General features: G+C 46.0%; 2 protein-coding genes and 3 pseudogenes. 2 read left to right on the top strand and 3 right to left on the bottom strand.

Features of this window, described 5'->3' with window-relative positions; genetic code table 11:
* Together G5168_RS15195 and tssD are read left to right on the top strand one after the other, a co-directional pair.
* Positions 1-137 (top strand): annotated as a pseudogene (locus G5168_RS15195) (IS3 family transposase); the annotation flags it as partial.
* A gap of 301 nt (positions 138-438) precedes the next feature.
* Positions 439-687: pseudogene (gene tssD, locus G5168_RS15190) on the top strand (type VI secretion system tube protein TssD); the annotation flags it as partial.
* A gap of 201 nt (positions 688-888) precedes the next feature.
* Here the strand turns inward: tssD and G5168_RS15185 are convergent.
* The 3 genes and pseudogenes from G5168_RS15185 to G5168_RS15175 all read right to left on the bottom strand — a co-directional run bounded on the left by G5168_RS15185 (position 889) and on the right by G5168_RS15175 (position 5,206).
* Positions 889-4,113: an ATP-binding protein gene (locus G5168_RS15185; RefSeq protein ID WP_421252412.1), complete on the bottom strand. Its 3,225-nt coding sequence runs from the start codon at positions 4,111-4,113 to the stop codon at positions 889-891.
* 411 nt (positions 4,114-4,524) lie between these two features.
* Positions 4,525-4,767, bottom strand: coding sequence for a contractile injection system protein, VgrG/Pvc8 family (locus tag G5168_RS15180; protein WP_421252415.1), 243 nt, complete (start codon positions 4,765-4,767; stop codon positions 4,525-4,527).
* Positions 4,764-5,206: pseudogene (locus G5168_RS15175) on the bottom strand (contractile injection system protein, VgrG/Pvc8 family). Before G5168_RS15175 ends, G5168_RS15180 begins: the two are co-directional and overlap by 4 nt.
* Positions 5,207-6,000 lie beyond the last annotated feature (794 nt).

Here is a 6,000-nt window from a genome sequence, read left to right as displayed (position 1 = left end):
GCGTGCGGGAGGCAAAGCGGGATATCAGTTATTACCTGATGGATTACTACAACTGGCGGCGTCCACATCACCACAATGACGGGATACCGCCAGCAAAAGCCGAGGATCGGCCTAACCAAGTGTCCGGATTTAGTTGACCACTACATGAACCATCTCAAAGCTTCACTCGCGTTGCCAAGCCTTTAGGTTGCTGATACAGGGCTACACACAGCAATACCTTGAACTGCGCGCATTGCATTGGCGGTGGCATTGTCCGTGATGAGCTTGAAGGTGGGGAGGGAATCACCTTGAATTTTTGTGAAATTCAGGGTGCTTTTGAAAGTGGGCGATTTGCAATCGTAAGGTGTTTAAAATGCTGGTGATTATTTTTTTTGCTCGCCCACTTTATGGTTTTTTAGCTGTTTTTCTAAGGGGGCTGTATATGCCAGGCCTTGTTTTATTTGCATTGAGGGGAAAACCAAGGCAATATCACTGCGGGTGCTGTCGGTAAGTTGGGTCGGGTAAGTCGGTAATATATTTGTCGAAGGGCATGAAGATGAAATGATGGTGCAAGAGTTTCAGCATGTAGTGACTGTACCGACAGACCCTCAGTCTGGCCAACCATCTGGATAGCGAGTCTATAAGGCATTTTCATTTACCGGTGCTTTAAATAAATCGGTGCCCCTGATTTATAACGCGTTGGCGTCAGTATTGAGGCCAGTTGGTGATGGAGTGAAACGGCGTACCCATGATACAGACTTGAAGGATCGGATCACCAAATCCTCTATTAGTTCCATCCAAACTGTATCGATTTGGGAAACAATGTCCCCTCTCAGCCACACATCTCAAATAACTCTTTGACTAATTCAAAATGCGACTAAAAATACCCCCACTGTATTTCACAGTAACCTAACCATTGTTCCCATCCCAAGAGTTATTTGTGGCTTTCTCATATTCCATAACAAGCTCCCCTTGTAGTATTTCAAGTAAAAACAAGATGTTTTCCAGTACGGTTCGCTCCCCTTTTGAATATTCCTCACAAAGAAATATTAATTGATTTGCTCTTAGTATCCTTGCTACTCCCAAGATCCTGTGAATTGACTCTTTCTCTTGTTCAATGGAGAGTCTTTGGGTGAGATTATTAATATCAACCGCATTATTCTTAAGCAACTCAGTAAGTAATTTTATTTTATTCTCCAGTTTTCCACTTACCAAGGAATTAAGCTGACCTAGATTCAAAACTGTGTATTGAATGTCGTCTTTATCACAGAAAATCTGAGCCAAACATTCAGACAACTCTTTTATGTCAACCGGTTTAAAAAGGCATGAAGTCATTCCAACCGCCAAACAAGCTTGACGTTCTTCCATCTGTGCATTGGCCGTGAAACCAATTATTGGTATAGGCTTTATATTATTTTCCATTTCCAACTGACGGATTTTTTTTGTTAATTCGTAACCATTCATGACCGGCATGTTACAATCCGTAATGATTACATCAATGTTTGAATCATTATAAATGGAGTATGCATCCTCACCCTGTTCAGCAATCAGGGTTTGATGTCCTAAAAAATGTAATTGTTGAGTTAAAATCCATAGATTTGCAGAGTGATCATCGACTATCAATATATTCAGGCTGCGAAGGGTGGGGGATAGTTTATTGGTTTCGTGCGAGTTGATCGTATTTTCGTAATCGCCGTCTGAACATTCTATCATAGGTATAGTTACACTAACCAGAGTTCCATTGCCTAAGGAGCTATTAATTACAATATCACCCCCCATCAAGTTACTTAGTTGTTTACAGATCGCTAGACCCAAGCCAGTTCCTTTTTTATCTTTATTGTGGTGAATGTCAGCTTGAAAATATGGAGTAAAAAGAGTGGCTTGCTGCTCCAATGAAATACCACATCCTGTATCTCTAATTTCAAATCTAATGAAATTATTTTCTGCAATGTAAGCGGATATACTCACTCTTCCCTTCTGAGTGAACTTAATGGCATTCCCTAACAGATTATAAATAATCTGTTTTAATGAATTTTCATCTGCTAAATAATACGAGTGAGGAGAAAGCAAAGGATGTAAAGCAAGTGTTATATCTTTTTGCTTTGCAAGACTGTAAAAAGCATTTAACTGAGAAGCTAAAAACTCATTTATATGTATAGGGCATGGTTGTAAAACGAGCCCTCCAGCCTCAATTTTTGCTATATCTAGAATATTTCCAATGAGTGATGAGAGATGTAGTGAAGAGGAGTATGCCGCATTTATGGCATCATGACTCCAAACTCCGTCATGAGTATACTTCTTTAAAGAAAGCTCTAACCCTCCGATGATAGCGTTAAGAGGAGTGCGAATTTCATGACTCATAACAGCTAAATAATCGCTTTTTATTTTGCTTTCCTCGAGTAATCGCTGGGCGGCAAGTGCCACAGCAGCAGTCGAGGAGAGGGCTCTGACAAATGCCATCCGCTGATGCGTCAGTTTTTTTTCATGTTCATCGATTAGAAATACCAAGGTGCCGAGTAGTTGTCCATCGCGGTTTGTCAGAGCTATCGGCCAGAAGGTTAGTGGGATGTCACTCGCATCAAGGTAGGGGAATAGAATCTGCAATTCGCTGGAGACTAACTTAACCGGCTCCAGTTCAACTCCCAGCAAGCTCTGGAACAACGTATGAGTTGGCTGATTGTTAGGACCAATACAGTGAGTTGGTCTGTGTTCCTGTACCTCGCCATGCCAACATAATCCGGCCAGTTCCAGCGTCTCGTTGCCACTATCGAAGAGATAGAGCATGCAACCTGTTGCACCTGTCAGTTGCTGCATTTCAGTGAGCAGCCGCACCAGCAGACGGGGAAAACTGGTTTCGCTGGAGAGGGACATAGAAAGCTGCAAAAAGCGTTGGATCGTCGATTTCATATCGCCCATTGCTTGGGAAAGATCGATGATTTCGGCAATATAGGAGCTGACCCTGACCGGTTCATTGAAATCAAAGCGGGCAATTTTTCTGGCTTCTCGTGTCAGCGAATCAAGGGGCCTAGCTGCTGTTCGTGCTAATGCGATCGCAGCAAATAGAGCAAGAAGCAGGAAGATCCCCGACAATAAGAAGGTCTGATTGCGGATAGAGATAGCGGTAGACAGGAGTTCATCAACCGGAGCGGCAATCCACAATGATAAGTGGGAAGCGTCCGAGGTATGGAGCGACACTCTCATTCCTTGCCAATCACGGTTATCTGATTGAAAGCTCAACTGGTAACTATTGAGAGTGGTGCTGGCATCCATTAAATGCTTAATCATGGGGAGATGAGCTTCTGTCACGTTGGCCAAACGATAAGTGCCTTGCTCACCGTGAATGATCATACCTCCTTTATGGCTAGTGATCAGTTCTCCTTGTGCATTAACAATGGCCAGTCGCATATTGGGGGTGAGCATTGCCGATTTAAGGAGATATTCAATAGACCTGAGACTCAAGTCAACACCGACAATCCCAGCACCATTTTGCATTGGTTTTGCAACACTCAGGTTGATCTCCTGCGTATCGATCGATATATAGGGGGGGGTCTGTATCACTCCTTCGGCTTGCTTGGCCTGAATAAACCAAGGACGCGTTCTTACGTCGAACGTTCTCCCCTTTATTTGCTTGTGCTCGACAATGGCAAGATCATCGGTAAGTGCAAATATATCGGTGAGTGTGTTTGCGCCTTGGAAACTGATATTTTTAACCAACCAGCGGGTTGTCGTAGGTGGGACCAGATGAGGCACCTTAAGATCAGCAGACCAGCGAAGTAGCTGGAACACATCCCCATTGTTGTAACCGGCATACACTTCATTGACAGCAGATTCACCCCGTAACAGGGTGACCATATAAGGTATGTTGGCCATGCGCTCAGCCAAGGTATTAGCGGTAGTTAAACGCTGCTGTGCCAACATGTTGACGCTTAGCGTTGCAGGGAAAAATAGGCCAGCCAGTTCATGAGTCGTCATTTGACCGATGAGTGTGAATCGCTCTTCTGCCTCTCTCATCAGCATATTTTTAGTTTGCTGGTATTGATGACCAAGGGTGAGCAAAGCAAAGGTAAGCAACAGCCCCAGAAACAGATAAGCTATGTGGATATACAAGGGGATAACACGCCGAATGAAGTTCATATTATCTCCTCAACATCAAAGCTGGTTGTTTGAAAACGAAAAGCATACTTGTTCATATCATTCATCGAGAATACCATTATTAATAAGGAGCATACATTCACGTGAGTCATACTGGCAATAAATACTAAGAAAGCCCACACTAGCAATACAACGTCACAACGTCTACCAATGCTACTCCTGTGCTGCCTTTGTTCTTCATTCACCTGTCTTACAGACGGCGTTTTTCAAGATAGTTTTCGTTTTTTATGCTGCCCAGCCTTGTGATACCCGAACCCAGAGGTGTTCTGATCATCGCTTGAACCATAGCGATCCCACGGGAACTGCAGCTTGACCCAGCTATGCTCGTCTATGCTCATCGCAATAAATATCTTCGCCCTCGGGCTGCCGATACATGCCCGCCAGGTGCTGGCTTTAACCACCCCAAATTCGTTGTGGTTGACGATCGGGCAGCTCCCCCCTCCTCCTCTCCAGCCCCTGCACCAGTGTGGGTAACCTCGACAATTTGCCAGACGATATTGAAGCACTATTGCGATGCTCAGTGAGAGTGAAAATGTGACAAGTCGACAGTGCAGCACAGTTGGATTGACCACTGCCCGCCACAGCGTCATTCCGCAGGACATAGAGACGATGTTGGGCAAACGCCTTGCCACTCAGATCCAGCTGGTAACGTCCCGGGTAGTCAAGTACTGGTAGGTAGCGCGTTGATGGTAGAGCTCGGCCCCCATGTTTTTGTGGGAGAGGCCATAGACCGGGGTCTTGAAGCTGTAGTCCTTGAGCTCCCCCACTGAGGATCGCACCGCTTCGCGGTAGTGGAACTGGCTAACGCATAACCCCAGCTCCAGCGAGCTGTTGCCGAGATTGAAAAACAGCTGGGGGCCTTGGGCATCATCGGCAAACACGACCAGGTGTTTGCCTTGCTCAACTCGTGAAAGTAAAAAAACACCTCTTCGGCAGCAAACTGGTTGACGAAATCGAGGTCGGTCTCGTGATACTGAACGCCATATTCGCACTGGGCATACTTGTTTTTCAGAGCAAAGGCGTAGTCGGTGATGCCGGCCTTTTGCGCATGGAAGATACGAGAATTCTGGCGCAATCCCTGTCGCCACAGTGTCGGTTTGACCTCGAGGCTATACGGGTGCAGCAAAAGCAGCTATCCCCTTGCGCAAACTCGACCACAACGCAGCCCCCCCCGGTGCTGCAACCCGCCGTTGTACCACACCAGCAGCTCACAGGGCTGGCCCAACACCGAGCTGAAGTCGACATCCGGCAGTGCTCTTGCCACTTTGAGGCTCAAGCGGCTCAAACTGCACGGCCTGTTTGTCCTCTCTTCGAGTTCAAAACTCGCCACCACGAAGGTGCTCTCGGGTAAAACCCCCACCTTGACGGTGAATTGTAATCCTGCATAACTTAGAGCCATGGAACAACCCATCGCACTTGGCCGGAACCAATCATAATCCACAGCCGAGACTATTAATGCAATAAGCCTGCCATTGACCAATACCTTGCTCAAACCGCCAGAAATAGCTCGCCCATGAGAGGCTTCAGTAGACTTGCCATGCTCGGAAATGGCATCACCTTGGCGAGCAACAGTCTTGCCATCTATAAACACGTCCGGACTGGCCTAATATGACGGGTGATGCATCAAAGCCATGCCATATCACCGAGTAACATCATTACAGCACATATCACCCACCCCTTATCAAATACAACGTTGAACTGTTCGCTTTCAAAAACATAAAAAACTCCGGCTGCTGACAAAGCATGCCGGAGAAAACACGCACGGAAAAACTCTAGACACGACAAGGAATAAGAATTCAGGATACGTAGCGCCACTCACAGCCCGCAGCGCGGGGGCTCGCCAATCCATCAGTCAAAACCGTTGAAAAA

The organism is Aeromonas sp. 600724 (assembly GCF_049175135.1).
Classification (GTDB): Bacteria; Pseudomonadota; Gammaproteobacteria; order Enterobacterales; family Aeromonadaceae; genus Aeromonas; species Aeromonas veronii_A.
The sequence above is the reverse complement of the archived record's forward strand: the minus strand, read 5'-3'. Positions and strand labels throughout refer to the sequence as shown.